This is a genomic window from Alicyclobacillus fastidiosus, assembly GCF_026651875.1.
Taxonomy (GTDB): Bacteria; Bacillota; Bacilli; order Alicyclobacillales; family Alicyclobacillaceae; genus Alicyclobacillus; species Alicyclobacillus fastidiosus.
The window spans coordinates 2,871,394-2,896,752 of sequence record NZ_CP104067.1; the positions used below are offsets into that span (position 1 = coordinate 2,871,394).

At 51.9% G+C, this 25,359-nt stretch carries 22 protein-coding genes, 1 tRNA gene, 3 rRNA genes and 1 pseudogene; 22 read left to right on the top strand and 5 right to left on the bottom strand.

Annotated elements, in window-relative coordinates:
• Window positions 1-26: 26 nt before the first annotated feature.
• The 5 genes and pseudogenes from NZD89_RS14330 to NZD89_RS29620 all read right to left on the bottom strand — a co-directional run.
• Window positions 27-530, bottom strand: a complete 504-nt coding sequence (locus tag NZD89_RS14330) for a hypothetical protein (RefSeq protein WP_268003498.1) — start codon at window positions 528-530, stop codon at window positions 27-29.
• Window positions 520-2,301: a tyrosine-type recombinase/integrase gene (locus NZD89_RS14335; RefSeq protein ID WP_268003499.1), complete on the bottom strand. Its 1,782-nt coding sequence runs from the start codon at window positions 2,299-2,301 to the stop codon at window positions 520-522. The genes NZD89_RS14330 and NZD89_RS14335 overlap by 11 nt, the downstream gene beginning before the upstream one ends.
• Window positions 2,255-3,925 (bottom strand): site-specific integrase, encoded by a 1,671-nt coding sequence (locus tag NZD89_RS14340; protein WP_268003500.1) that lies wholly within the window; start codon window positions 3,923-3,925, stop codon window positions 2,255-2,257. Before NZD89_RS14340 ends, NZD89_RS14335 begins: the two co-directional genes overlap by 47 nt.
• Entirely contained in the window at window positions 3,922-4,680 is a 759-nt protein-coding gene (locus NZD89_RS14345) for a tyrosine-type recombinase/integrase (RefSeq protein ID WP_268003501.1), read from the bottom strand. The genes NZD89_RS14340 and NZD89_RS14345 overlap by 4 nt, the downstream gene beginning before the upstream one ends.
• A gap of 69 nt (window positions 4,681-4,749) precedes the next feature.
• Window positions 4,750-5,061, bottom strand: a pseudogene (locus tag NZD89_RS29620) (site-specific integrase); the annotation flags it as partial.
• 278 nt (window positions 5,062-5,339) lie between these two features.
• Between NZD89_RS29620 and NZD89_RS14350 the strand changes: the two are divergent.
• The 22 genes from NZD89_RS14350 (at window position 5,340) to NZD89_RS14455 (ending at window position 25,322) form a co-directional block, all read left to right on the top strand.
• Window positions 5,340-5,582 (top strand): hypothetical protein, encoded by a 243-nt coding sequence (locus tag NZD89_RS14350; protein ID WP_268003502.1) that lies wholly within the window; start codon window positions 5,340-5,342, stop codon window positions 5,580-5,582.
• A gap of 24 nt (window positions 5,583-5,606) precedes the next feature.
• The gene (locus NZD89_RS14355; RefSeq protein ID WP_268003503.1) at window positions 5,607-5,957 is read left to right on the top strand and encodes a 3'-5' exonuclease; all 351 of its coding nucleotides are present in this window, start codon (window positions 5,607-5,609) and stop codon (window positions 5,955-5,957) included.
• A gap of 290 nt (window positions 5,958-6,247) precedes the next feature.
• Window positions 6,248-7,778, top strand: a 16S ribosomal RNA gene (locus NZD89_RS14360).
• 60 nt (window positions 7,779-7,838) lie between these two features.
• The gene (locus NZD89_RS14365; protein WP_268003504.1) at window positions 7,839-8,021 is read left to right on the top strand and encodes a hypothetical protein; all 183 of its coding nucleotides are present in this window, start codon (window positions 7,839-7,841) and stop codon (window positions 8,019-8,021) included.
• Between the two features lie 87 nt (window positions 8,022-8,108).
• Window positions 8,109-11,052 (top strand): 23S ribosomal RNA (locus NZD89_RS14370).
• A gap of 154 nt (window positions 11,053-11,206) precedes the next feature.
• Window positions 11,207-11,323: ribosomal RNA gene (rrf, locus tag NZD89_RS14375) — 5S ribosomal RNA — on the top strand.
• Together the 16S, 23S and 5S rRNA genes with 1 tRNA gene alongside form the textbook arrangement of a ribosomal RNA operon.
• A 314-nt stretch (window positions 11,324-11,637) precedes the next feature.
• A tRNA-Leu gene (locus NZD89_RS14380) sits at window positions 11,638-11,717 on the top strand.
• A 163-nt stretch (window positions 11,718-11,880) separates the two neighbouring features.
• Window positions 11,881-12,861, top strand: coding sequence for a substrate-binding domain-containing protein (locus tag NZD89_RS14385; protein WP_268003505.1), 981 nt, complete (start codon window positions 11,881-11,883; stop codon window positions 12,859-12,861).
• A 35-nt stretch (window positions 12,862-12,896) separates the two neighbouring features.
• Window positions 12,897-14,276 (top strand): dipeptidase PepV, encoded by a 1,380-nt coding sequence (pepV, locus tag NZD89_RS14390; protein ID WP_268003506.1) that lies wholly within the window; start codon window positions 12,897-12,899, stop codon window positions 14,274-14,276.
• A gap of 59 nt (window positions 14,277-14,335) precedes the next feature.
• Entirely contained in the window at window positions 14,336-14,944 is a 609-nt protein-coding gene (locus NZD89_RS14395; protein WP_268003507.1) for an adaptor protein MecA, read from the top strand.
• Window positions 14,945-15,105: 161 nt separating this feature from the next.
• Complete coding sequence (locus NZD89_RS14400) at window positions 15,106-16,389, top strand: Glu/Leu/Phe/Val family dehydrogenase (RefSeq protein ID WP_268003508.1); 1,284 nt, start codon at window positions 15,106-15,108, stop codon at window positions 16,387-16,389.
• 85 nt (window positions 16,390-16,474) lie between these two features.
• Window positions 16,475-16,681, top strand: coding sequence for a hypothetical protein (locus NZD89_RS14405; RefSeq protein WP_268003509.1), 207 nt, complete (start codon window positions 16,475-16,477; stop codon window positions 16,679-16,681).
• Window positions 16,682-16,804: 123 nt separating this feature from the next.
• On the top strand, window positions 16,805-17,614 hold the full coding sequence (sleB, locus tag NZD89_RS14410; protein ID WP_268008497.1) for a spore cortex-lytic enzyme: 810 nt from the start codon (window positions 16,805-16,807) through the stop codon (window positions 17,612-17,614).
• A gap of 19 nt (window positions 17,615-17,633) precedes the next feature.
• Window positions 17,634-18,932, top strand: coding sequence for a PepSY1/2 domain-containing protein (locus NZD89_RS14415; RefSeq protein ID WP_268003510.1), 1,299 nt, complete (start codon window positions 17,634-17,636; stop codon window positions 18,930-18,932).
• A 68-nt stretch (window positions 18,933-19,000) separates the two neighbouring features.
• Window positions 19,001-19,645, top strand: coding sequence for a flagellar brake protein (locus NZD89_RS14420; RefSeq protein WP_268003511.1), 645 nt, complete (start codon window positions 19,001-19,003; stop codon window positions 19,643-19,645).
• A 50-nt stretch (window positions 19,646-19,695) separates the two neighbouring features.
• Window positions 19,696-20,178 (top strand): hypothetical protein, encoded by a 483-nt coding sequence (locus NZD89_RS14425; RefSeq protein ID WP_268003512.1) that lies wholly within the window; start codon window positions 19,696-19,698, stop codon window positions 20,176-20,178.
• A gap of 181 nt (window positions 20,179-20,359) precedes the next feature.
• The gene (gene cmk, locus NZD89_RS14430) at window positions 20,360-21,037 is read left to right on the top strand and encodes a (d)CMP kinase (protein ID WP_268003513.1); all 678 of its coding nucleotides are present in this window, start codon (window positions 20,360-20,362) and stop codon (window positions 21,035-21,037) included.
• The gene (locus tag NZD89_RS14435) at window positions 21,027-21,632 is read left to right on the top strand and encodes a lysophospholipid acyltransferase family protein (RefSeq protein ID WP_268003514.1); all 606 of its coding nucleotides are present in this window, start codon (window positions 21,027-21,029) and stop codon (window positions 21,630-21,632) included. The genes cmk and NZD89_RS14435 overlap by 11 nt, the downstream gene beginning before the upstream one ends.
• Entirely contained in the window at window positions 21,629-21,937 is a 309-nt protein-coding gene (locus NZD89_RS14440) for a hypothetical protein (RefSeq protein WP_268003515.1), read from the top strand. The genes NZD89_RS14435 and NZD89_RS14440 overlap by 4 nt, the downstream gene beginning before the upstream one ends.
• A gap of 66 nt (window positions 21,938-22,003) precedes the next feature.
• Complete coding sequence (gene rpsA / locus NZD89_RS14445) at window positions 22,004-23,176, top strand: 30S ribosomal protein S1 (RefSeq protein ID WP_268003516.1); 1,173 nt, start codon at window positions 22,004-22,006, stop codon at window positions 23,174-23,176.
• 144 nt (window positions 23,177-23,320) lie between these two features.
• Window positions 23,321-23,881 (top strand): hypothetical protein, encoded by a 561-nt coding sequence (locus NZD89_RS14450; protein ID WP_268003517.1) that lies wholly within the window; start codon window positions 23,321-23,323, stop codon window positions 23,879-23,881.
• 70 nt (window positions 23,882-23,951) lie between these two features.
• A complete protein-coding gene (locus NZD89_RS14455) occupies window positions 23,952-25,322 on the top strand; it encodes a DUF512 domain-containing protein (RefSeq protein ID WP_268003518.1) in 1,371 nt (456 codons plus the stop codon).
• The last annotated feature ends 37 nt before the right edge of the window (window positions 25,323-25,359 follow it).

Sequence of the window (25,359 nt, forward strand, 5' to 3'; positions counted from 1 at the left end):
CTTTCTTCAATCTAGCGCATCAAACCTCATCTCACGACTTGAATTTGCTTTTCGAGTGAGCTCCAAATAGTCATAAGTTTTTCTTGAGTTACGCCCGCCATTTGTAAATGCTCTAGCAACAGCTCCACAGCGCCCCGCAATTTTCTGTTCTCCGCTTCGAGTTTCTTACATTCATTCTCCGCATCGAGTAGTTTACTCACTTGTTTTTCGGCGCAACTGAGTTGACTTCGTAGACTCCCCACAGTTCTCTGAAGCTCCTTGATTTGTTCCAAGGCTTGTTTAAATTCGGTCGTCTCAACTCTCTTCAATGTGACGGGGGAGCGTTTACGCTTACCGTACCGCCGATCGCGACGTGCACGGACTTTCTCCGCCCATTCTCGATAGCGATGGCAGAATGTTGTTGGCGAAATTTTTGCTCGTCTCGCAAATTCCGTTACATTATAGTACTTATCGTTATCGACCATATAATTCCATATTTCTTCAATTCGGGCGGGTGTATCTTGACCATTAATAATTCGTCTATTTGACATGGTTGCTATTGTCCCTACCTTTGTTATTTATAGCTTCTTCTAAAATCCCTTCGTACCGTTTTATAATTGCATTGTAGTGACCAATCAACGGAGAATTCGGACGCTCTTGCAACAATTTCTCTCGCTGATCTTTGATGAGTTTAACATCTTGCTCCATGGGATCTTTGATGGCTGGCCCATATAGGTGGTAACTGCAACCATCACCCTTTGGGCCGATCCAACAAGGATCGCCGATGGGACATACTCCTTGCTCTTGCGGTAAAACGCAGTACCCATATATAGTAGGTTGAACAAATAAACCCTGTTCTCTCCAAAGGCTTAGTTCTTGGTCTGAAAATCCAGTCAAACGGACCGATTTGTTTTCAATGAGTGGAGCTGCCTTTCCGGACAACTCCCTATTATCCCGAAGTTCTTTAAGCTCCTTGGCAACCTGTTCATGAGCGTGTATGTAAACGCCGGTCATATCCGCGCTGCGATGAAGCAAATCGTTCTTCACCGTGCCGTAACCTGCTCCGCCCATTCGAAGAAGTGTTGAACGGGTGTGCCGGAAATTGTGGGAGCGAATCAGATATATTTCTCCGTTATGGGTAATGTTGTAACGATGGACGAATCCTCGTTCTAGTTTGTTGATACTGCCCGGTCGATGATACTTTCCGTTCAGCCACCGGATAAAGTTATCGTAGACCATGCGCCGAGGTATGTTGTGCTTACTAGACAAAAATAGTTGATTTTGGTCCGCTGCTTCAGCTAGGGCGATCAACTCTGCCGTGATTTGTTGAGCTGTATGAACCGCTTCTTTTACTATGTCAGACATTGGAGCAGGCACAAAAACCGATTGAACACCCTGTCGAGTTTTTGCCTCAACATAATCAACCCAAACTCCGTCTGCATCACCAGGTCCCGGAGGCCGTAGAGGGTCGCGCCCGAGATTTATCACATTCGAAATCCGCCGACCAGTAGCCATTACGATTTTGAGAATCTGACAAAACAGAAGTTTATCTAGGGCCGACTTATGCTGCTGTTTATGTGTCCTAAATCTCTTATCCATCTCACCTTGGAGTCTATGTTCTTCCAATTTAATAGCACGCATAATTTGTAGTCTTACCTCTGAAGGAATCACCTTTTCTAAGCGATCAAGATACGTCTTGTATGTAGGTTCAGGTGACGGAAAGTAGTGCGGTTGGAAGTAGAATGTTTCCAGCCCATCGACATTTCGCCGTAACCATCGACTGAATTGGTCGATGCCAATATAGCGGCTGCGCTTTGTGGAAATGGTTGAATCTAGATTCTCAACCCATAGTGTAAAACCACGAGCTACACTTTCATCAAAGCTGTTAATCTGAACAACATCAGGCCGTTCAGCCATAAGGAATCGTGAAAACTCGTCAATCCCGCTTAGATACTGTTTCAAAGTAGAATTCGCCAGGTTACGAACCATCCAATTGTACATCATGAAATCTTTAACATATGGGTTTAACCAGTTTTGAATGCCAATGAATCTAAGTAAAGAAAAGGTTCTTGTTCTTGCGCGAGTCTCGCGAAAAGACAAATCCCATTCGTTATCGCTCAAAGTAAATCCCGCACCGGGAAAGGGTTCCCGTCCTGATTTCATATTCAACATGATTTGAGACGTGGGCATCATCTCAACGTCGAGTGGGGTGCGTCCTAATTTAGTTGCTTCAGAGTGGGAAATATTCAGCATTAATGGCATTGGATTTGCACCTTCACTTCTTATAACTTCTTTTTCGCGGACGTTTGTTGTTGTCTTCAATTTTTATTGAATCTGAATTTGGACCTACATTATCTATCAGAACGACGTATGCGTTTGCCATAGCAGCATGTCTTAATCGCTGTTGCTGAATACGAGAATCAGTAGTCTCTGCAGCGCGGCGTATGTATAAATCCCGTTCCTCAACGAACGCTTGCCTTTTACGTGATTCTGGTACTAAAAAGGGACAGTCTAAACAAGATGAAGCGCGCACACAAGAATCCGCTAGGGTAGAGGTTGTTTGCGGAACGGTGCAAATTCCTTCGTCAATATCCCTCTCCGGATTCTGTTGCAGTAAGTCATAGGCCTCTGGCAACTCCAGGGAAAGATCATCAATTGGTCTCTTATAGTAAGTAGCAAGTCTCAAAGATTCCCTATGGAGTGCATCGTAAACGTTGTGGCTCAGTTGGCTTTGAGCTAGAGTGATGTAATAAGTGTCTGTGGTTAAAGCTTTCTCGTGCCCCATAAACCGTCTGGTAACTTCCCTATTTTGGGTACTGGATGCGAAATGAGATCCACATGTTGCACGAAGTGTTTTCAAAGACAATTTCAAAGGCGAGCCGTCGTCTCTCTGTAATGAATGGGCTTTTACGAGGTTACGGAGCCTCTGATGCAAATTGGGCGCAGTAATTACCTCCGCTTTCGCATCAACACTCTTTCGTATGTCAGTCCAGTCAACCAAGAGGGCTCTCGAATCTAACTGAGCACGTGGTTGACTTGACCACGATATGTACAAGTGTAGTATGTTCAATGTTGATTCAGTTATTGGAACAATCCTTTCGTTTTTATTGGGTGCGTGACAGAAAAGGGAGTGCTTACCCTCACCACTAGTGTCTTCACGAATATCCTCTAATCTCAAGGCGGTAATCTCCTCGGGTCTTATACCATGTTCTATGGATAACCACGCAGCCGTGACGGCAAGGAGGTCGGTAGTTCTTTGAACATGTGTCCTCCGTTGAACATCGGCTCGATTCGGTTTCTCTGTGTTTGTGACCCACTCAACACCAGGCATCATTGTCGGTCCTGAAGTCAGGATTTCCCTTGCCGACTGTATTTGAGTGACAAGTAACATGTAGAGACGATCCAATTCAGTATCAGTCAAGACTCTATCTGCTCTGTTGGCGTCCAATTGTTTGTTAGCATCTCGAAATCGATTTAACCGAGCTTCCTGAACTCGCTCCAAGCACGAAATTGAGACCTCGGGTAACTCCAACGTGAGCGCTTCTTCAAAAGCACTAACTAATCCGTTGAAGATATTTCGACGAAAGGCAAGGGATAAGGTGGCGCCGTTAATCGGCTGACGGGATTTTCCGAGTTTAGGTCGGTGCATCAGCCATTCATCAAACATTCCATACAACTCGAGCGTGAACTCGTCAAAGGCTGAAAAATGCTGTTCTCCAACCCATGAATGAAAATTGACTGCGGCAACGTGAATTTTTCTACATACGGCAACCTGATTCCTTTCAAACACAGATTTGCAAATAACTTGCCAAAACGGCTTCCATTGATCAGGTATATCTGACCAACTGATCGCTCGGACATAAGTTGCGTCATTTTTAACCATGATCATTTCCCAACGTGTCCCTGAGATAGTTAACGTGGAACCATACATATTCTCGATTTTCATATCGCAAGATCTCCGTAACGATATTGTCTTTTTTTTCTCCATGCTTCTAGATCTTTGCGAACCTTGGAGTCAGCCAAATGTGTGTAAATTTGCGTACTGTTGATTGATTTATGTCCAAGATAATATTGTATGGTAGAAAGTGGCAAATCATCGTCTAGAGCCATAGTTGCAAATGTATGTCTAAACATATGAGGATGAAGTGTTTTGCCCGGCACTTGTACGCCAAACTGCGGATGATTGATACGATTAAATAGCCACTTTAACGCATTGATTGTGAATGGTTCACCGAGCCTATCCGGGTGTAAATTAGTTAGTAACAAGCCATGTCCCAACTTATGGGCCTCAGCAGGACGACATTCGGTTTTCCACTTATGTATCCATTGGACTGTTGCTTTATCAATAGGGATTGTTCTTTCCCCGGTCTTAAGAGCAGCTCCGATTTTCTTTGCCCAAACCGCGTCAAACTTCTCAGGAAGATTTTGAACCACTAAATTCGTTCCTTGCAACGAATTTAAATTCAGCGCCAACAATTCACCCCGCCGAAGTGCACCATCCCAAAGAAGTTCAATGATACAGCGATATAGGCATTGCAACGATGGATCATCGGAGAAGGTTTGCATAATCCATCCACGAATCAAGGAAAGCTCATCCTCAGTAATGACAGGTGGAACCTTTTTCTTCGCTTTGGGAATAAGGTCATAAACATACTCCACATCTCTGTGGACAATTCCTGCTAACAAACCACGGGTTTCCATTGTGATGAAATTCCTTCTTCGCCTCTTGCGAATCAGTTCTGTCTGATCTGAAGGCTCCATGCACCAAGCAACAAAACGTAAAACGCTACTCATGTATTGTCGTACTGTTGAGTCATCTAGACCTAGGGTTCTTAGATGATTCAGATATTGCTGTAGATGAATTCTCGTGATGTCGAGAAATTCGATTCGTTCGTTATCTAACCACTTATAAAACGGGAACAGTTGAACGGCATAAGTATCAGAAGTATTCGTATTTCCATAGCGAACATGGATATACCTTAAGTATTGGGAGGAGTGAAGTAATGGAATGCCATCCTTACAGATTAGACGGTATGCACTTCCGTCCGGTCTCTCCACGTAATCTAGCGTAATAGAAGACATTTGTATCACCTAGTGTTATTAATGGACACATAGTTTCAGGTACAACTTCGACACAATTTGATAAAATCCTTGTTATTCTTTAAGAACACATATCCACATCCATAAACAGTCATATAAAAGACATGTGTCTTTACGGTTTATCCTCATTATTCGGGGGATATAGGTTTTTTGTAGCATGAATGTCGTATCACACCCTATAACAGTCCGTCTACGGGTTTCGCGGGGCTTCGCCCAGCTATTTGCAAAGATGTTCGACCGCCACTCGAGATTCCAAACAAATGCTGTTGACGTACAACTTCCGCTCCGATACGTCGGTTGTCCGTCATGCGGAGCAGTTGATTCGCCACGTCGCACGCCGAATCGACAAACCCCTTCGGCCTGTTTCGCAATCGCCGGGGCTCGTCCGGATATCGGTGGTTCACGATGAACGGGATGAGGCGGCAGCGGTGAACGCCCTCGTCCAGTTCATCCTACAGATGCGTCCGCAGACGACCATTGGCATACTGGCCCGTACGCGCTGACAACTCTACCTCACGTGGACGCAAATGAACACGGCTGCTGGCGATGGACCGCGCTTGGATGCCGTTCAATTCCGCACGTTTCACGATAGCAAAGGGAGGGAGTGGGACGTCGTCGTCCTGCTCGATTTGGTCGATGGCAATCCTAAATGCCGCGATGTTTATCTCAGTGACGACGAACGTAGACTTCATTATGTCGCGATGACGAGAGCGAGGTGTGTACTCGTCGGCTTTGCCCCGATGCAGATGGCGGGCCGCAAGACGAATGTGACATCCTTCGTCTGTGAAGCGGGGCTGGAACCAACCTCGTTTGTCAGTGCGGCGCTCATGGAGGAGGTAGCAAATGCACTGGACGTACATGCAGCAGTTCAGTATTGACTCCATAGCGTCAGGGTGATATATTACTCCCTGTCGCTTCGGCGGCACTGCTGAACAAACAGGATATACCGAGTCGCCGGAATACCACCTCACAGGTTCGAACCGCAACGTTCGAACGAGTTGAAGCAAAATGTTCCAGTAGACAGCGATGATAGATTCGTGGTATATTGTCTGAGCTGCTTCGGCGGCACTGATTGATTTGGTTCCTTGAAAACTAAACACACACGCCTAAAAGTTTCGGTCTCGACGACAGTCGTCGTCGAGACATTTATGAAGTAACGCCAGTAACATTTTTTGAGAGTTTGATCCTGGCTCAGGACGAACGCTGGCGGCGTGCCTAATACATGCAAGTCGAGCGAACCCTTCGGGGTTAGCGGCGGACGGGTGAGTAACACGTGGGCAATCTGCCTGTCAGACTGGAATAACACTCGGAAACGGGTGCTAATGCCGGATGACACACGGGAAGGCATCTTCCTGTGTTGAAAGGTGCAACTGCATCGCTGATAGAGGAGCCCGCGGCGCATTAGCTAGTTGGTGAGGTAACGGCCCACCAAGGCGACGATGCGTAGCCGACCTGAGAGGGTGACCGGCCACACTGGGACTGAGACACGGCCCAGACTCCTACGGGAGGCAGCAGTAGGGAATCTTCCGCAATGGGCGCAAGCCTGACGGAGCAACGCCGCGTGAGCGAAGAAGGCCTTCGGGTTGTAAAGCTCTGTTGCTCGGGGAGAGCGACAAGGAGAGTGGAAAGCTCCTTGTGAGACGGTACCGAGTGAGGAAGCCCCGGCTAACTACGTGCCAGCAGCCGCGGTAATACGTAGGGGGCAAGCGTTGTCCGGAATCACTGGGCGTAAAGCGTGCGTAGGCGGTTGTGTAAGTCTGAAGTGAAAGTCCAAGGCTCAACCTTGGGATTGCTTTGGAAACTGCATAACTTGAGTGCTGGAGAGGCAAGGGGAATTCCACGTGTAGCGGTGAAATGCGTAGATATGTGGAGGAATACCAGTGGCGAAGGCGCCTTGCTGGACAGTGACTGACGCTGAGGCACGAAAGCGTGGGGAGCAAACAGGATTAGATACCCTGGTAGTCCACGCCGTAAACGATGAGTGCTAGGTGTTGGGGGGACACACCCCAGTGCCGAAGGAAACCCAATAAGCACTCCGCCTGGGGAGTACGGTCGCAAGACTGAAACTCAAAGGAATTGACGGGGGCCCGCACAAGCAGTGGAGCATGTGGTTTAATTCGAAGCAACGCGAAGAACCTTACCAGGGCTTGACATCCCTCTGACCGGGCTAGAGATAGTCCTTCCCTTCGGGGCAGAGGAGACAGGTGGTGCATGGTTGTCGTCAGCTCGTGTCGTGAGATGTTGGGTTAAGTCCCGCAACGAGCGCAACCCTTGACCTGTGTTACCAGCACGTAGTGGTGGGGACTCACAGGTGACTGCCGGCGTAAGTCGGAGGAAGGCGGGGATGACGTCAAATCATCATGCCCTTTATGTCCTGGGCTACACACGTGCTACAATGGGCGGTACAACGGGAAGCGAAGCCGCGAGGTGGAGCCAAACCTAAAAAGCCGTTCGTAGTTCGGATTGCAGGCTGCAACTCGCCTGCATGAAGCCGGAATTGCTAGTAATCGCGGATCAGCATGCCGCGGTGAATCCGTTCCCGGGCCTTGTACACACCGCCCGTCACACCACGAGAGTCGGCAACACCCGAAGTCGGTGAGGTAACCTTAGGGAGCCAGCCGCCGAAGGTGGGGTTGATGATTGGGGTGAAGTCGTAACAAGGTAGCCGTATCGGAAGGTGCGGCTGGATCACCTCCTTTCTACGGAGAAACAAGGCTTTTAGGACGTGGGTGTTTAGTTTTGAGGGAGCCAAGCCTCGTATGAGGTGGAAGCAAACTCAAAGCGCGTTTCAAGATGCGAGGAGTACAAGGCGGGAGGACGATGATGAGTCGAGCGTACTTTTGTACGTGAGCGAGTCAGAGGACGACCAACGAAGGAATCCGAAGCAGATTGGAAGGCGCGAGGTACCTTGGCAACTGAATATGGAACAACCTCGAAAGTAAGTAAACCGGTAACCGTAAATGCGTAACAGGTTAACGTAACCGGATTTATAGATGAAATAATCACGTTTGTGGTTAGGAAGTCAAAACGGTGAAGTTAGAAAGAGCGCACGGAGGATGCCTAGGCGCCAAGAGCCGAAGAAGGACGGGGCGAACACCGAAATGCCACGGGGAGCTGTAAGCGAGCACTGAGCCGTGGATGTCCGAATGGGGAAACCTGCTAGTGTGAAGCGCTAGTACCGTACACTGAATACATAGGTGTACGGAGGCAACCGAGGGAACTGAAACATCTAAGTACCTCGAGGAAAAGAAAGCGAACGCGATTCCGTAAGTAGTGGCGAGCGAAAGCGGAGAAGCCTAAACCGTATACGTGGTACAGACTGCAGTCGATGCGTATGCGGGGTCGAGGGGCTGTTGGTGGCAACCTGCAGGGAGCCAACAGGAAGCAATGCGTAGGAGAACGGCATGGGAAGGCCGGCCATAGACGGTGAGAGCCCGGTAACCGAAACGGATTGTGGAATGTGCAACAGACCCCAAGTACTGCGGGACACGAGAAATCCCGTGGGAATCTGGGAGGACCACCTCCTAAGGCTAAATACTCCTTGGCGACCGATAGCGGATAGTACCGTGAGGGAAAGGTGAAAAGAACCGCGGGAGCGGAGTGAAATAGAACCTGAAACCGTGTGCTTACAAGCAGTCGGAGCATGCATGACATGTGACGGCGTGCCTTTTGTAGAATGAACCGGCGAGTGATGATGGCAAGCAAGGTGAAGGCGAGGGAGCCTGTGCCGAAGCGAAAGCGAGTCTGAATAGGGCGGTATAGTTTGTCGTCATCGACCCGAAACCGGGTGATCTACCCCTGGTCAGGGTGAAGTGCGGGTAACACCGCATGGAGGCCCGAACCCACTGGCGTTGAAAAGCCAGGGGATGAACTGGGGGTAGGGGAGAAATTCCAATCGAACCCGGAGATAGCTGGTTCTCCCCGAAATAGCTTGAGGGCTAGCGTCAGGGAATGAGAAGTGGAGGTAGAGCACTGATTGGGTGCGGGGCCCGCGAGGGTTACCAAGCCTAGTCAAACTGCGAATGCCACTTTGTCGAAGAACCTGGCAGTCAGACTACGAGTGATAAGACCCGTGGTCAAGAGGGAAACAGCCCAGACCAACAGCTAAGGTCCCAAAGTACTGGTTCAGTGGGGAACGATGTGGCGTTGCACAGACAACCAGGATGTTGGCTTAGAAGCAGCCACCATTTAAAGAGTGCGTAATAGCTCACTGGTCGAGTGGCGCTGCGCGGAAAATGTAACGGGGCTAAACCAGACACCGAAGCTATGGATGGAAACATGGTAGGGGAGCGTTCCATTTGCGGGGAAGCTGAACCGAGAGGTTTGGTGGAGCGGATGGAAGTGAGAATGCCGGTATGAGTAGCGAAAAGACAAGTGAGAATCTTGTCCGCCGAAAGCCCAAGGTTTCCTGGGGAAGGCTCGTCCGCCCAGGGTAAGTCGGGACCTAAGGCGAGGCCGAAAGGCGTAGTCGAAGGACAACAGGTTGAAATTCCTGTACCACCAACATCGCGATTGAGCGAAGGGGTGACGCAGGAGGCTGAGGGAAGCGGCCGGATGGAAGAGGCCGTCCAAGCAGCGAGCGAGGGGTGTAGGCAAATCCGCACCCTGGTAATCGTGAGCTGTGATGGGGAGGGAAGTACAGTACCGAAGTCCCATAAGTCACACTGCCAAGAAAAGCCTCTAGCGAGTGGTGAGGTGCCCGTACCGGAAACCGACACAGGTGGGCGCGTGGAGAACACGAAGGCGCGCGGGAGAACTCTCGTTAAGGAACTCGGCAAAATGGCCCCGTAACTTCGGGAGAAGGGGCGCTTCGAGAGAAGCCGCAGTGAAAAGGCCCAAGCGACTGTTTAGCAAAAACACAGGTCTCTGCGAAGCCGAAAGGCGAAGTATAGGGGCTGACGCCTGCCCGGTGCTGGAAGGTTAAGAGGAGGGGTAAGCCGCAAGGCGAAGCTCTGAATTGAAGCCCCAGTAAACGGCGGCCGTAACTATAACGGTCCTAAGGTAGCGAAATTCCTTGTCAGGTAAGTTCTGACCCGCACGAAAGGCGTAACGACTTGGGCGCTGTCTCAACGAGAGACCCGGTGAAATTGTAATACCTGTGAAGATGCAGGTTACCCGCGGTTAGACGGAAAGACCCCGTGGAGCTTGACTGTAGCTTGATATGGGATACGGGTACGTCATGTACAGGATAGGTGGGAGACAGAGAAGCTTGGGCGCCAGCCTGAGTGGAGTCGGCGTTGGGATACCACCCTTGAGGTACTTGTGTTCTAACCAATGGCCATGAAACTGGTCATGGGACAGTGTCAGGTGGACAGTTTGACTGGGGCGGTCGCCTCCTAAAGAGTAACGGAGGCGCCCAAAGGTTCCCTCAGCGCGGATGGAAATCGCGCGAAGCGTGTAAAGGCACAAGGGAGCTTGACTGCGAGACGGACAGGTCGAGCAGGGACGAAAGTCGGGCTTAGTGACCCGGTGGAACCGAGTGGAAGGGCCATCGCTCAACGGATAAAAGCTACCCCGGGGATAACAGGCTGATCTCCCCCAAGAGTTCACATCGACGGGGAGGTTTGGCACCTCGATGTCGGCTCATCGCATCCTGGGGCTGAAGTCGGTCCCAAGGGTTGGGCTGTTCGCCCATTAAAGCGGTACGCGAGCTGGGTTCAGAACGTCGTGAGACAGTTCGGTCCCTATCTGCCGCGGGCGCAGGATACGTGAGAGGGGTCGTCCTTAGTACGAGAGGACCGGGATGAACCGACCGCTGGTGTACCAGTTGTTTCGCCAGAAGCATAGCTGGGTAGCCAAGTCGGGAAAGGATAAGCGCTGAAAGCATCTAAGCGCGAAGCCTGCCTCAAGATAACGTATCCCATTCCGTTAGGGAAGTAAGACCCCTTGAAGAAGACAAGGTAGATCGGTCTGGCGTGGAAGCGTAGTGATACGTGGAGCGGACAGATACGAATCGGTCGAGGGCTTCACCCGATGAACAGAAGAAGAGGTTGTTCCATGATTCAGGAGCGAGGATAAAGACAAAGTTACGGAGCGACGTAACTGGAAGCTTGAGTGAAGGTGTGAGTAGCACATCTGCAGGCCGATAGGCCGAAGCCGTGCGAACGAATACCTGAACGCCAAGCGGTCTGGTGACCATAGCGGAGGGGAAACACCCGTACCCATACCGAACACGGACGTGAAGACCTCCAGCGCCGAGGATACTTGTCCCGAGAGGGGCTGGGAAAGTAGGTCGTTGCCAGGCGCGAGATAAGGACCCTGAGGGAAGCAGTGATGCCGACCTCGGGGTCTTTTTGTGTTGGTCGGGGATTGGGCGACGCTGCGGCCGAGTCGAACGCAGGTGAAGAGCTGGATGCCGGAATGAAGAGGTACGCGTACCTCGCCATCCTACATGCAAGATGACAAATAGGTATATACAGGCGCGTCGTGAAACCAAATGCGCACCGTCGTCGGGTTAGAAGTTCACATGGACACGAGTAAGTGTCAATTGCTTCTATTGTCATTCATAGCGAATCGTGATATAGTTTAACGGCGGTTGAGTGCATATCATGAGGATGCGCGGGTGTGGCGGAATTGGCAGACGCACCAGATTTAGGTTCTGGCGGGAAACCGTGGGGGTTCGAGTCCCTTCACCCGCATCACATCGGTTGAAAGAGGGCGGCTTTGCCGTCCTTTTTTGATTATAATATGGGCAAGCCCAAATTCTTGGCTCATAATATGAGTACTAACACCCATACATACTTGCCCCTGCTTGGGGCGGACCCTTTGATGGGACAAATCGACTGAATGGAGGTGGGCGGGATGCCTGTAACAATATACGATGTCGCTCGTGAAGCAAAAGTGTCGATGGCTACCGTTTCCCGCGTAATTAACGGAACGGCGGTCGTGAAGGACGAAACGAAGAAACGCGTACAGGATGCTATCGCTCGATTGGGGTATCGTCCAAATGCGGTCGCCCGGGGATTGGCTAGTAAACGCACGCGCACGATTGGCGTAATCGTGCCTGATGTGTCCGCAGCCTTTGTGGCGGAGATGGTTCGTGGAATCGAGGACATCGCCACGATGTACGACTACCATATCATCCTCGTGAACTCAGACGCACAAGTGGACCGCGAGGTCAGCCTCGTCGGCACCATGTGGGAAAAACAGGTGGATGGCATCATCTACATGACCAACGTCTTGAGCCAAAAGGAAATCGATGCGTTTGAAGAGGCCCAAATTCCGGTCGTACTGTGTTCGACCGAGGATCCAGAGAGGCGTATTCCGTCAGTGAATATCGACAACTACCGGGCTGGTAAGGACGCAGTCAATTTTCTGTTGGAGAAGCAGTGCAAGAAAATCGCGTTCGTGACCACGGAAGAAGGGGAATCGGTTGTAGCCGACAGAAGGCTACAGGGTGCTCAAAGCCGGGTGCGGGATCAAGAGCTACACGTCATTCGCATGAGCCAAGGTCGTTACGAAGTGGCGTTGGACATTATCAGAGAATACCTCAAGGATCACAAATTAGACGGTGTAGTTGCTGCGTCGGACGAGTTGGGTTTGGCAACCATTCATGCGGCGCAGGACATCGGTCTTACGGTTCCAGGGGACGTCAAGGTAATTGCGTTTGACAACACGCGGCTCGCGAACATGGTGCGTCCTGAAATGACCGTGATTGCTCAACCGATGTATGATTTTGGAGCCGTCTCGATGCGACTGCTGACGAAACTATTGCAGGATGAGCCAGTAGACAATTATTCGGTGACGCTTTTGCATAATATTGTGGAACGAAAGTCGACCTGATTGAAAGTTTTCGAAAAAAACAAGGGAATGGTCTTGTGTTTAAGGATTTTGTTGAACAGCATCGCGACACCATGATTTCAACGCTTCAAGACGTTTTGAGGATTGAAAGCGTGAAGGGTCACCCAGTTCCCGATGGTCCGTTTGGTACGGGTCCAGCGCAGGCCCTTTCCTATATGTTGAAATTGGCGTACGACCGTGGATTTGTGACGAAAAACATCGACGGGTTTGCGGGACACGTTGAGTACGGCGAAGGTGATGAGTACATCGCGGTCGTCAGTCACCTGGATGTGGTTCCTGCCGGCGACGGTTGGAGCCATCCGCCGTACGGCGCCGAGATAGATCAGGGGAAAGTGTATGCGCGGGGAGCGATTGACGATAAGGGTCCCGCCATGAGCACGTTGTGGGCGCTATTTGCGATGAAGGAAATGGGGATTCAACCGAAACGCAAAATTCGCGTGATTTTTGGCTTGGACGAAGAAAGTGACTGGCAGTGCATGGAGCACTATTTTCGGTACGAGCCCAAACCAATCGGAGGATTTACACCAGACGCCTCATTTCCGTTGATTTACGCGGAGAAGGGACTTACGACGGTGCGCATCGACGTGGCCGCAGATGCGGACTCGATGTCGGCACAGGTCTTGAAGTTCGAAGGTGGAGAGCGGTTTAATATGGTGCCTGCGCATGCTGTGGCGGAAGTGGATTGCCACTCGTCCACCGCGGCGAACGAGTTTGCGCTGAAAATCAGAAAGTCCGCGAAGGATGCGCAGATTGACGCCACGGTTGAGACCGAAGATTCGATTGTGAAGATTCGCGTCCAAGGCGTGGCGGCACATGCGTCGCGACCTGCTGCAGGCGTCAACGCAGTAGTTCATTTGGCGCACCTTCTAGGAACGGGGACCGTTTCGAACTCGTCCATGTGGCGGACGGTCGGCTCCTGGGACACCGCAGGTCGGGCGCTTGGAATCGACGCCGAGGACGACGAAACAGGACCTTTGACCGCAAACCTCGGACGGGCGCAACTGGTCGATGGCACATACCAATTTTACATAAATATTCGCTTTCCAATTCGGATGACGGTCGACCAGATCTCGCAGGGCGCTCAAACATATTTGTCGGATAAGTGGCAGGTCTCCATCGTCGAGCATATGCCGCCTCTATATATCGATCCGGCGTCGCCTCTCGTTCAGACGCTCATGGGGGTCTACGCAGCACATTTCGGGGACGATGCAACGCCAATTAGCATTGGGGGTGCGACGTATGCGCGAGCGATTCCGAACGCCGTGGCGTTTGGTGCATTGTTTCCGCAGCGGGAGGATTTGGCTCACAAAGTTGATGAAAATTGGGCGATTGACGACTTTTTGACATGTGTCGAGATCTATGCGGAAGCCATGACACAGCTCGCGAATACGTTATAATATAAGAAATACAATTCATGTTTCTCAGACACCCTGTTGCGCAAAAGGAGGGACGCCGAATGCGAGTTGAACGAATTGCCAAGGACAAAGTCCGCATCTTTATCAGTTATGATGACTTAGAAGAGCGAGGCATTGACCGCGATGAAATATGGCACAACGGCAAAAAGGTTCAAGATCTGTTTTGGGACATGATGGAAACCGCGTATATGGAGGTTGGTTTTGAAATCGCAGGTCCCATCTCCGTTGAGGCGTTCACCATGCCGACCGAAGGTGTAGTCGTGATCGTCACCAGGATTCCTAGCATTCCAGGTGTTGCGCAGGAAGACGACGATGATGATGACGATGAAGGCCTGATTCAGCGGCATACCAACTACGCGCAGTCCATTGATTCTCAGCTGGTGTATGAATTCGATGAGTTTGATGACCTAATCGCGGTTTGTCATACATTGGTGGACTACGATTTGGAGAGTTCACTGTTCCGATATCGTGATGCATATCACTTGTTGATTACGGATCCGCTGGTCGTGGAGACGCACCAGACCATTGCCTCTGTGTTGTCAGAGTACGGTGAACCAAGCAGTGCGACAGACGCCGTATTAAACGAATACGGAAAAAAAGTTCTTCATGAAGACGCGATTCGCGTGTTGGTTGAACGCTTTCCAGTTTGATGTACAGGACAGATGTGTGAGAACGATGAACCACACATCTGTCCTGTTTTGCTTGATCAAGTGCCATCTTTTAACGGATGGACATGCAGTGTATACTAAGTACAGTTTGTTTCGAAGTACACGATGATCTCATTATCGACATTTCTAAGGTGGTTGGATTTGTGACTCAGGCTAGCTCTACCAATGCTCAAGGAACTGATACGGCCGAAAATACCGCTGTTCTTTCACGCACCCAGGACGTCATTCTGCAGGCGCTGGAGGCGTTGGGGTACGACCGTCAAATTTACGATATTCTGCGGGAGCCACTTCGCGTTTTAACGGTTCGTTTCCCCGTACGGATGGACGATGGTTCTGTGCGCGTATTTACAGGCTATCGATCACAGCACAATGACGCAGTCGGCCCGACCAAGGGCGGCATCCGTCTCCATCCCGACGTGACGCAGGAAGATATCGAGGCGTTATCCATCTGGATGTCCATCAATTGTGGGATTGCCGACTTGCCATATGGCGGTGGAACGGGTGGTATCGCGTGTGACCCGCGGGATATGTCATTTGACGAGATAGAGCGCGTGAGTCGAGCATATGTCAGAGCCGTGAGTCAAATCGTAGGGCCTGCGAAGGACATTCCGGCACCTGACGTGTTCAGCAACTCTCAGAACATGGCGTGGATGTTTGACGAATACTCCCGTCTGCGGGAGTTTGACAGCCCGGGATTCATTACGGGCAAGCCAATTGTGCTCGGCGGCAGCAGAGGACGGGAAAGTGCAACCGCTCGGGGCGTGGCCATTTGCATCGAAGAGGCGGCTAAGGTGCGCGGATTGAACTTGAGTGATGCTCGCGTCATCGTACAAGGGTTCGGGAACGCAGGCAGCTTTGTGGCGAAGTTCATGTACGACGCAGGCGCAAAAGTAGTCGGTATCTCGGACGCGTACGGTGCACTGTATCGCGAAGAGGGCCTCGACGTGGACGAATTGCTGGAGCGCCGCGATTCGTTCGGTACCGTGACGCGGCTCTATCGCAACACCATCAGCAATCGCGAATTGCTTGAAAAGCCGTGCGACATACTGGTGCCGGCCGCCATTGAGAATCAAATTACGCGAGAGAACGCGAAGCGCATCCAAGCGTCCATCATCGTGGAGGCGGCGAATGGACCGACCACCGCTGCCGCGACGGATATCCTGACGGAAAAGGGCATTCTGTTGGTCCCTGATGTGGTCGGTAACTCGGGTGGCGTCATCGTCTCGTATTTTGAGTGGGTACAAAACAACCAGGGATATTACTGGGATGAGCACGAAATTCAAGACCGTCTGGCGTCGCGGATGCGCATGAGCTTCCAACACGTCTTTCAGACGGCGACAAAATATCGGGTCAACATGCGGCTGGCGGCGTATATCGTAGGAGTTCAGCGAATGGCCGAGGCAATCCGTTGGCGAGGATGGGTATGAGGCGACACGCTGGTTGTCGATAATGTCCATTTAGGTAGGTGCGATTCCTCGAACGGATTCGTCATTCTGTATAGGGGGTTCTGCTATGCGTTCTGAAACGTTGATCACTCCGCCTGTTACAGAAGCCATCGTTTCTTACGCGCAACGCATTAAAGTACATATTCACTGTCGTAAATGCGGTGAAACCTTCATTTTGCGTGGCGTGAACGACGGCAAAGGTCGTATCGAGACTGGGTTTAAGCGGTGCCTGTGTGACAATGAAGTCGACTTCGACGTGGAACCGTTGGCGTAGACCGTGGCCCGAAAAAATGGATATGCCTGTGGGATGAACCCCATGGGCATATTTTTTTTTGCCCGTTGAACAATAAAAGTGGATGGCGATTTGATTTTCATCTTGTTTGTGAAGGGAGTAAAGATGGTGCGCAAAGGATTTTTCTATATTCGGTTGTTCGTTGCTCTACTTACATTGTCGACGACCATTCCGGCTCTCTTTCCGATCTCGGCGCAGGCGTTCACTGCCCGGAATCTCATGTATGGAAGTGAAGGATATGACGTGGATGAGTTGCAGAGTCGATTACGTCTGTTGGGCTACTATTGGGGCAACATCGACGGCAATTTCGGCTGGAAGACCTATTGGGCTGTGCGAACGTTCCAATATAACTTCGGGATTCCCGTCACGGGTGAGGTCGATATGGCCACCAAGTTAAAACTGGTCAAAGCGACACCGTCCTGGCACTCCGGGTCAAACGGGACGAGCGGAAGCAGTTCGTCGAGCAGTTCGCCGGCTGCGTCCGCGGGCGGATCGGCCGGAAGTAGCTCAGCGGCGGCGACTGCAGGATCGACAAACTTTCCATCGAGCGTCCGTGGTTTGGATCAAAGTGACTTGAACCTGATGGCGCACGTCGTGTATGGCGAGGCGCGAGGGGAACCGTTCGAGGGACAGGTCGCCATTGCCGCCGTAATTCTCAACCGCACCCACAGTTCGAAATTTCCGCATTCAATACCAGGCATTGTCTACAGTCCAGGGGCGTTTTCGTGTGTCGACGACGGTCAGGTCAATCTACCGCCGGACGCAAGCGCGAAGAAGGCCGTGATGGAGGCGGTTGACGGTTGGGATCCGACGCACGGAGCCCTGTTCTACTTCAACCCTGCAAAGACCAGTAATGCGTTTATGTGGTCCAGGCCTGAAATCATCACCATTGGGCACCATATATTTACAGACTAACCGTAGAGGAGGTTATTTCATGTTGCATCGTGCCACGTGGGTCTCGGCCGGGATTCTCGCTGTTGTGGCGGTAGGAACCACCGTCGGGTACTGGGGCTATGACCAAAAACAGCAGAAGGACGCGTTTGCGCGCTCTGCGGAGACGCAGTACGAGTCGTCATTTCACAGTTTGGTAAACGACGTGCGCGATATGCGCAAAGAATTGGCCAAATCGATGCTCACACAAGACCACGCGTCGTTTGACACGCACCTGAGTTCCATATCTAGGCTGTGTTACGCAGGGGAAGCCAGTCTCGGGCGATTGCCGTCGAACATCACCCCAGCGAGTCACCTGCAGTCCTACCTTCACCTCGTCGACAACCAAGTTCAGAGTTGGATGAAGCATGACAAGACGCCTGCGGATAAAGATGTGCGCAAACAGTTGAACAACCTGTACACGCAGTCTGGGACGTTCGTGTCGCAGTTGGGTGACATGCAGTCGCAACTCGGTGACAAGATGGATGTTTGGCTGGCGGCAAGGCATTCGCCGCAGGGACAAGCCGGTTTTGCAGCGGACGGATTGCGCAGGGTCGACAGACAAGTGGCATCCTTTGCCGACAATCCTACGACACGGGCACCGAAACCTTCCGCGCTGGCCAATCAGACGTTTGCGAAAGAACCTACAATTTCGAGCCAGGCGGCCATCAAAAAAGTGAGTCAGGTAATTGGTGTAAAACCGACCGGCTGGACCGCAAAACTATACCGTGCAGGTACGCTCACGGCCTATTACGGCGTTACGGGCAATGCCGCAAACAATCATATTTCGGCTGAAGTCAGTCAGCGCGGTGGCCATCTGTTGACCTACTACAACGACCACGCCGCCAAGACGAGTAAATACGACTTCGCGACAGCCGCATCGGACGCAGCGGCGTGGCTGAAACGTCAGGGGTTCTCGAAAATTGAGCGAACCGACGCAATGCAGTACGATCACGCCGCAATGTTTACGTTTGCACCGCTCGTGGACGGCGTCCCTGTTATCGGCCAGCCTATCTCGGTACATATCGCGCTAGATAACGGGCAAGTGGTCGGGTTCAACGCAGCGCAGGTGTATGCAAATCCAGTCGGAGCGGTACCGCCTCCGAAACTCACTGTCGCACAGCTTCGCAAGCGACTGAGTCCCGACTTCGATGTGAAGATTGCCAGGAAAGTCATTGTACAGGATGAGAATCGCCAATATATTCCGGCCGTCGCCTTCTACGGTACGATGAAGCAGGAGACGTATTGTATCAATTTGAGCGCAATTGACGGAGCCGAGGTAAAAATTGATCAGTTGACATAAATCTTCCCCTCGTCCTCTCATCATCTGTGTATAATGTGAGTTGCAGAGGATATTGAGGGGGAAGAAAGATGGCGGTGAGGCCTTCAGTCGGGACGCCGGTGCGCATCAAGCTCAGCGCGCAGGACTCCAGTTTTTATAAAACACGCGTGGCGGATGTGGACGATAGGTTCCTTTACATTGATGTGCCAGTGAATCCCCTGACGGGCCGAGAGCTGGAGGTTCGGGTCGACCACGATTTGCTCGTCGAATACGCAGCTTCTGGGAGCGAGGTGTATCGATATACCGCACAAATGCTAGGGATTGCTTATATCCCGACGCCCGCTGTGCGATTGTCGGGGCCTGAAGGGACAAGGGACCTCGAGCGTATCCAACGTCGGGAGTTCTTTCGGATTTCAATCGACACGTCCGTGCAACTGGTGCGCCAGGACGATGGACTCACGTACCACGCGCAAAGTCTCGACATCAGTGGCGGCGGACTCGCGGTGAAGTCTCGTGAGGCGGTCGATTATCGCCCTGACGACATCGTGAAGGCGACGCTCACCTTGCCGTACACTGGCGACACGTTGAATGCGACCTGCCGCATCGTCCGCGTGGAAGTGGATGATGCCTCGCAGGAGCGCGTCGTGTCGATGGCGTTTGAGGACATCAAGGAGCGTGAACGGCAGCAGGTGGTACGGTACACGTTTATGCGTCAACGAAGCTTGAAGCGCTGATGACATATTCACTTCACACCTGCATAGCATAAGGCATGGGAGGGATGTCCATGCCGTCAGGTGGAAAAGACAAGTACAAATGGATTCACATCTTTGACGATTGGTTCATACCCATGGCGTTTGGCGTGGTCGCCGTGCTCGTAGGTGTACAGGCCTTGGCGCGAATCCCGATTGTTCGCTCGACCATCGACGCCAAAGAGGGGCGCTTTGTCGCGCAAACCGCTGCAGTTATGCAGAAAGCGGTACAGAATGACTCCGCTGTCGTGACGTTATCCGCAAATTCGACACAGGCTGCGAGCCATGTCGAAGTGACCATAAACGGGAACTCGCTGGGCGCGTTTACGACAAATGAAATGCGAATCACCGTTCACGATGGGGATCTAATTTCGTTTCGCGACACGGCCGGCGTGAAGGTCGAGATCAGCGTAGAGGACACGAGTGACAGTCAATTGCTGTTGCCGGCTCCTGGGCAGGTAGTCGATTTAGACGCACAGAACAAGCAGGCGTCGCTGTCCAAAGCCGAATTCATTTGATTTGTGTCCGTTGCCCTGGAATCGACTGCTATGGTACGATTGGGACTGATGAAGCAAAATGCATGCGATGTAACGGCACAGTTAGGATCAATTTATGGGGTGGGGTGTCGCTGACGGCCTGCCTTTTTTATGTGACTTGCCGTTGCAGAGGTGGAACTAAGTCGAACAAGGGGTTACAGACATGTCTCCAGTAAGCGTCGCTATAGACGGGCCAGCCGGGGCTGGAAAGAGCACCGTTGCAAAGCTCGTGGCAGAACGACTTAAATTTCTGTACATAGACACCGGTGCGATGTACCGTGCGGTCGCATATTTGTGTGTGAAGGAAAATGTTGACTGTTCGGACACGTCGGCCGTGGACAAACTTGTCAAGGAGCATGAATTTCGTTTTGAGGAAGGGCGCGATTTAGGTCTGCTCGTCTATGTGGACGACCAGGATGTCAGTGCCTATCTTCGCAGTCCAGACGTCAGTGAGCGGGTGTCGCTTGTCGCCGCGCTTCCAGAAGTCAGATCGCGACTGACCCAGTGGCAGCGCGCATTCGCTAAGACGCACTCCGTCGTCATGGACGGCCGCGATATCGGCACCGTCGTCTTGCCCGACGCCACCGTGAAGGTTTTTCTGACAGCCAATGTGGAGGAGCGGGCACGGCGGCGGCAACAAGAGTACCACGAACGCGGATTCGATGTGTCGCTGGGTGAGATCATTGAATCGATGACGCAAAGGGACAAGTTGGATAGCGAGCGGGAACTAGCTCCCCTCACCAGCGCCCCTGATGCCGTCCACATCGATTCCACAGGCAAAGCCATCGACGTCGTGGTCGACGAAATTATGCGCCTGGTGGAGCGTGCGCATGTCCGTTAATATCGATTTGAGGAAAAAGACGCCGTTCTTTCGGGCGGCTCGGTACGTTGTCTACTCGTTCTTTCAACTTGCGTATCGGCCCAAGGTAGAGGGGTTGGAGAAGGTTCCAATGTACGACGGAATCATCGTCGCATCCAATCATCTCAGCAACCTCGACCCTCCGCTCATCGGTATTTGTCTCCCGCACTATATACGATTTATGGCCAAGATCGAACTGTTTCGCGTACCGATTTTGGGCCACTTGTTTCGGGCCTTGGGCGCATTTCCGATCCACCGTGGAAAAGTGGATAAGCAGGCTATTCGCACAGCCATCGATGTCGTACGCACAGGTGGATGTCTCGTCATGTTTCCTGAGGGTCATCGATCCAAGACCGGTGAATTAGGCCCGTTTGCCCCCGGTGTTGCCGTAATCGCTCGCAAATCGGGCGGCTACATCGTTCCGGCGGCCATCTGTGGGCCTTACCGACTGTTTCGTTCCATCACAGTGCGGTTTGGCGAGCCGGTCGCCGTCGACAGTGTCCCTGCTGACCAATTGATGGACTTGGTTCGCGCGCGGATTAAGGCCCTGTTAGAAGAAAGCGGTACGATTTCATGAAACATATCTACGAGATTGTCCAAGTACTCGTGCTTTATGTTACAGTATTACTGGGAGTATTGCTGTATGTTGCCGTTTTGCGTCACAAAGAGGCGCCTGATGATGGGGATATCAGCCAAAATCGTCGAGCGAGAAATTTGACTTTGTCGCTCCTAGGCGTCATAACTATGATATTCGGTGTTGGTTGTTTGCATGAAATTTGGCCGCAAAATGATGGGTTATGGTTACCGATTTTAGGCATTCTAATCATTGCAGTTGCCTGGATCCTGTATCGTTTGCGAAAGCTTTCACCGAACACGAATTAACGCATGACTTTGTTGTGCGTTGACCACATATACATTTTGACACTTTGGAACAGGAGGCAAATCTTTATGTCAGAGGATTTACGCGAAATGCTGACCGACGGCGCCGTGCACGAAGGTGATCTCGTGTCGGGCGAAGTGACAGCCGTTGACGATAGCGGGGTGACGGTCGCACTTTCTCACGGCTTTGAGGGCCATATCTCGCCTCAGGAACTATCTGCACTACCTGGCACCGAACCGGCGCAGGTGCTTGCTGTGGGCGACAATGTGACAGCCGTCGTAGTGAAGGTGGACATGGAATCCGGACAAGTTACGCTGTCGAAGCGCCGCGCGCAACAGTCCGAAGCTTGGAATCGCATGCAAGCACTGCTTGACAGCGGGGAAACGTTCGAAATCGAGGTGCGGGACGTCGTTAAGGGCGGTCTTGTCGCTGATGTCGGCGTTCGCGCATTCATTCCCGCTTCCCTGGTCGACCGCCGCTTTGTCGAAGACCTGAACCAGTTCAAGGGCCAAACGCTTCGCGTGAAAGTCGTTGAACTGGATGCGGAAAAGAACAAACTCATTTTGTCGCGTCGGGCTGTCCTCGAAGAGGAACAAGAAAACCTTGCGCATGAACTGATGGATAAGCTCGAGCCAGGTCAAATTGTGGAAGGTGTCGTTCAACGCCTCACCGATTTTGGTGCGTTTGTTGATGTCGGTGGTGCGGACGGCTTGGTTCACATCTCTGAACTGTCGTACAGCCATGTCGACCATCCTTCAGACGTCGTGAAGGAAGGGGACCACGTGAAGGTTCGCGTTCTCCGCGTAGATCCGAATGCTGGTCGCATTTCCCTCTCGATGAAGGCGGCACAACCTGAACCTTGGGAACAATATGCAACACAGTATCACGCGGGTGATGTGGTTCAGGGCGTCGTCAAGCGCGTCGTGGATTTCGGTGCGTTTGTTGAACTCCAACCTGGCCTCGAAGGTCTGGTTCACGTATCGCAAATCTCCAATGAACACGTCGCGCACGCGTCCGACGTATTGCAACCAGGACAAGAGGTCACGGTACACATTTTGAGCGTGGAACCCGACCGCCGTCGCATTTCCCTCTCGATGAAGGAACCGGGTGCACCGTCGAACGAGGGTACCTCGAATCGTCGTCGCGAACCACGTCGTCAACCAGAGCGTCAAATTGAGGCGCCGTCTTCTGGAACCGGCGCGACGCTCGGCGATTTGTTTGGGGACTTGTTCAAGAAATAAGAAGCATCACGCGAGAAAAAAGGCCATCTCGACGTTCACCACTTGGTGTGCGTCGAGATGGCCCATTTTTTTATCATCCTCGCATCCCGCTGTGCACTGTATAATCTACGTCGGCATCCATATACTTCCAGTGGAGGTGCGTCCATGAATCTACAGGCGTCGCTCACGTGTTGTGCCATTCTCCTCGTCTTGCCCCGGAGTGGGTTCAACACATCTGTTCGTGCAGTCGTGACGTGTCTCTTACTATTTACGCTGTTATCCACAACGCTACTCGAATCGGTGGTGGCCATCCCTGTGCTCGTCGCCGTGACATGCGTCGTGGCCGCGTTGCACCTGACGTCGCAACCCAGGTGGTGGGTCTGCTGGCGAACCGTTGCGGTCGGCGCGGTCGCATCCTTCTTCCAACATCGAATGGACATCGTGTATCCTTTCCATCGCCTGTATTCCATTCCGTTTGAGTGGGTGGAAATCTTAATGGTTGGACTGGCGCTCCTTTGTTTGACCGACGACATTGCGCAAGTTTGGGCGGCGTGGGCGGTTTTCTATCTGGGGTGGGCGCTTCTGGATGAACCTGTTGTCGGCGTGTATCAAGCTATTCACCGAATCAATTGGTTCTGGGAAGGGGAGCTTCTACTGCAATCCTTTTGGCTGTTCAAAGGCATCTATCTTCGATGGTATGCGAAGAATACACGCAAAATTGTATAATTTGACGCAGAGAGGTCTATATCGCATAATGTCGAGATGTATGTAAAGATCAGTCAGGAGGCAAATTCTCATGCCAAAAATTAAAGAAGTGAAGCCCGGCTCTTTGGCAGAGGAACTAGATCTGCAGCCTGGTGACGAACTAGTCAGCATCAATGGGACGACCATTAACGATATTGTGGACCTGCAATTTGCACTGGCCGACGAGACGATTGACATGGAAGTCAAGCGAGTCAACGGGGAGACCTGGCAAATTGAAGTGGATAAGGACTACGACGAGGGACTTGGCGTCGAATGGGAGCACCCCACGGTCGATAGGGTTCACTTGTGCCACAACAAATGCGTCTTCTGTTTCGTCGACCAAATACCTGGTCAGATGCGCAAGACGCTCAACGTCCGTGACGACGATTACCGCCTATCGTTTCTTCACGGCAATTTCGTCACGCTGACCAACCTGAAAGAGGGCGAACTCGAACGGATCGTCCGACTCAAGATGTCGCCACTCAACATCTCGGTTCACGCGACCAATCCGGAGTTACGCATACGGATGGTCGGGAATAAGAAGTCTGGCGAAATTCTCAACCAAATTGCGTACTTAGCCGAGAATGGAATTGAGATGAACACACAAATTGTGCTCTGTCCGGAATGGAACGACGGGGAGGAGCTCGACCGCACGATTCGCGAGTTGGCGCCTTTTTATCCGGCGGTTCGGACACTATCGGTCGTTCCGGTAGGATTGACCAAGCACCGTCGCGGACTTCACAAACTTCGCGGATGTACACCTGAGGAAGCGAAGACCATCGTGCGCCAGATTCGCGCATGGCAGGATAAGTTGCGCCCGAGCCTAAGGTCTTCCTTCGTGCACGCGGCGGACGAGTTTTATGTTTTGGCCGATGAGCCGGTGCCTCCAAGTGATTACTACGATGACTTTTCGCAGACGGAAAATGGTGTGGGCGTGATTCGGACGTTTTTGGATGAAATGGACGAGGCGTTCCCAAGAGCTCCAAAAGAGCTTTCGACGCCGCGGCGTAAAGTCGGTGTGGTCACGAGTGTGTCCGCAGAGAAGACGATTCGCGAATCGATGGCGCGCCTGGATGGCGTACACGGATTGCACTATGAGGTATTTCCTATCGTCAACCGGTTTTACGGGAACAACGTTTCTGTCGCAGGCTTGTTGACCGGGACGGATATCATCCAGCAGCTAGCCGGAAAGGTCGCCCACCTCGATACGATATTGGTGCCAGACATCATGCTGAAAGACGATGACGACGTATGTCTGGATGACTATCGCGTCGCGGACATTGAACGCGCTCTGAAGACGGATATCACGGTCGTCCCAGCTACGGGGACAGGACTCGTGTTCGGAACGTTGGGGTATACTCAAACCCTACCTCCTCGCAGGCGGTATGAGGCCACGTTGCGGTCCGTCGCACGAGCTCAGTGATTGATCAGAATCGAGCATTTTCAGATAAAGGGGAACG

Bases quoted from the DNA above. Each gene is read 5' to 3' on its own strand.
- NZD89_RS14330 (WP_268003498.1), bottom strand. From the start codon at position 530: ATGTCAAATAGACGAATTATTAATGGTCAAGATACACCCGCCCGAATT.
- NZD89_RS14340 (WP_268003500.1), bottom strand. From the start codon at position 3,925: ATGAAAATCGAGAATATGTATGGTTCCACGTTAACTATCTCAGGGACA.
- NZD89_RS14345 (WP_268003501.1), bottom strand. From the start codon at position 4,680: ATGGAAACCCGTGGTTTGTTAGCAGGAATTGTCCACAGAGATGTGGAG.
- NZD89_RS14350 (WP_268003502.1), top strand. From the start codon at position 5,340: ATGCTGTTGACGTACAACTTCCGCTCCGATACGTCGGTTGTCCGTCAT.
- NZD89_RS14355 (WP_268003503.1), top strand. From the start codon at position 5,607: ATGAACACGGCTGCTGGCGATGGACCGCGCTTGGATGCCGTTCAATTC.
- NZD89_RS14365 (WP_268003504.1), top strand. From the start codon at position 7,839: ATGAGGTGGAAGCAAACTCAAAGCGCGTTTCAAGATGCGAGGAGTACA.
- NZD89_RS14385 (WP_268003505.1), top strand. From the start codon at position 11,881: ATGCCTGTAACAATATACGATGTCGCTCGTGAAGCAAAAGTGTCGATG.
- NZD89_RS14395 (WP_268003507.1), top strand. From the start codon at position 14,336: ATGCGAGTTGAACGAATTGCCAAGGACAAAGTCCGCATCTTTATCAGT.
- NZD89_RS14405 (WP_268003509.1), top strand. From the start codon at position 16,475: ATGCGTTCTGAAACGTTGATCACTCCGCCTGTTACAGAAGCCATCGTT.
- sleB (WP_268008497.1), top strand. From the start codon at position 16,805: ATGGTGCGCAAAGGATTTTTCTATATTCGGTTGTTCGTTGCTCTACTT.
- NZD89_RS14415 (WP_268003510.1), top strand. From the start codon at position 17,634: ATGTTGCATCGTGCCACGTGGGTCTCGGCCGGGATTCTCGCTGTTGTG.
- NZD89_RS14420 (WP_268003511.1), top strand. From the start codon at position 19,001: ATGGCGGTGAGGCCTTCAGTCGGGACGCCGGTGCGCATCAAGCTCAGC.
- NZD89_RS14425 (WP_268003512.1), top strand. From the start codon at position 19,696: ATGCCGTCAGGTGGAAAAGACAAGTACAAATGGATTCACATCTTTGAC.
- cmk (WP_268003513.1), top strand. From the start codon at position 20,360: ATGTCTCCAGTAAGCGTCGCTATAGACGGGCCAGCCGGGGCTGGAAAG.
- NZD89_RS14435 (WP_268003514.1), top strand. From the start codon at position 21,027: ATGTCCGTTAATATCGATTTGAGGAAAAAGACGCCGTTCTTTCGGGCG.
- NZD89_RS14440 (WP_268003515.1), top strand. From the start codon at position 21,629: ATGAAACATATCTACGAGATTGTCCAAGTACTCGTGCTTTATGTTACA.
- rpsA (WP_268003516.1), top strand. From the start codon at position 22,004: ATGTCAGAGGATTTACGCGAAATGCTGACCGACGGCGCCGTGCACGAA.
- NZD89_RS14450 (WP_268003517.1), top strand. From the start codon at position 23,321: ATGAATCTACAGGCGTCGCTCACGTGTTGTGCCATTCTCCTCGTCTTG.
- NZD89_RS14455 (WP_268003518.1), top strand. From the start codon at position 23,952: ATGCCAAAAATTAAAGAAGTGAAGCCCGGCTCTTTGGCAGAGGAACTA.